At 28.0% G+C, this 1030-nt stretch carries 1 protein-coding gene; it reads right to left on the bottom strand.

The genetic code is table 11. The annotated features are described in order from the left end of the window. Window positions 1–6: 6 nt before the first annotated feature. Window positions 7–603 carry a TetR/AcrR family transcriptional regulator gene (locus HUN22_RS17270; protein WP_174731959.1) on the bottom strand — a complete coding sequence of 199 codons (597 nt, stop codon included), beginning with the start codon at window positions 601–603 and terminating at the stop codon, window positions 7–9. Window positions 604–1030 lie beyond the last annotated feature (427 nt).

The following is a 1030-nucleotide window of genomic DNA, read 5'->3' as shown; positions in this document are numbered from 1 at the left end:
ATATAATCAATTTTCTAAAATATTAAATTCATATATCTTTGAGAAATTAAATATAAATTTTTGTACGGTTCTAATTATATCTTCAATTTTTATATATTCGTTGTTATGAAAATGATACAAAACAAGTTCATTAATTCCACTCAAAAATAATAAAAGTTCGCTATTAGTAATCTTTTCTAATCCAGGAAAAGGAAGTCTTTTAATATTTTGAGTAAAATTATATATAATAAAATAACGAAGTTCTAAACCTCTTTGATCAATAGTTAGAATATCAATATAAAGTCGATTCATTAGATTGGATTGAGTTAATAATACTTCAAAATAAGAATTAAAGATTGCATCAGTTACTTTGCTTAGGCAGGGATTTTCGGGAGATAGATTCTGTAGTCCAGCTTCTATTACCTTAGTGAGAACATAAAAACTATTCTGCTCATACAGGGCTAAAAAGCAGTCTTCTTTATTGTTGAAGTGCTCATAAAATGTGCGTTTAGAAACTTTTGCTGCTGAAACAATATCAGTAATTGTTACATTAAAAAGAGGTTTATTTTCTTGTTCAAAAACTTGTGCTAAACCCATAATGAGCTTATTACGATAATCAGCCATAACCATTTGTCTCCCTTCTATTGACAACAATTATAGCATATGGTACTTATTGTTACCAAGTGGTACTTGTTGGTACCAGGGCTAACTGGTATCTTTATGAAAGTATTAAAATATTTAAGGCAGAAATCGGATTGGTATAGCTTCTAGGCATACTCTACTAAAACTCATAAGCTTAAAAGATTGGTGTCAAAGATCCAATTATTTTGAGTTAGTAAAAAATATGAGCTGAGTTCGCCATGATAAACATTCTTCGGAAGAAGTATAGGGAATATATACTTTCATCTTCATAATCAGTTTTCATTTGTAACTAACTTTTATTTCTCTTTGGAAAACAATGAATATTCCAAGTATTTCCGAAAAATAGATGGGAAAAACTATTAAATTTTTAAGATATGAGGTCTGTGAAATCTAAGATTTAAATGTATAT

The sequence above is a fragment of the Acinetobacter lactucae genome (assembly GCF_013344765.1).
Lineage (GTDB): Bacteria > Pseudomonadota > Gammaproteobacteria > Pseudomonadales > Moraxellaceae > Acinetobacter > Acinetobacter lactucae_A.
This window is presented reverse-complemented; position numbering and strand designations above follow the sequence as displayed.

Bases quoted from the DNA above. Each gene is read 5' to 3' on its own strand.
- HUN22_RS17270 (WP_174731959.1), bottom strand. From the start codon at position 603: ATGGCTGATTATCGTAATAAGCTCATTATGGGTTTAGCACAAGTTTTT.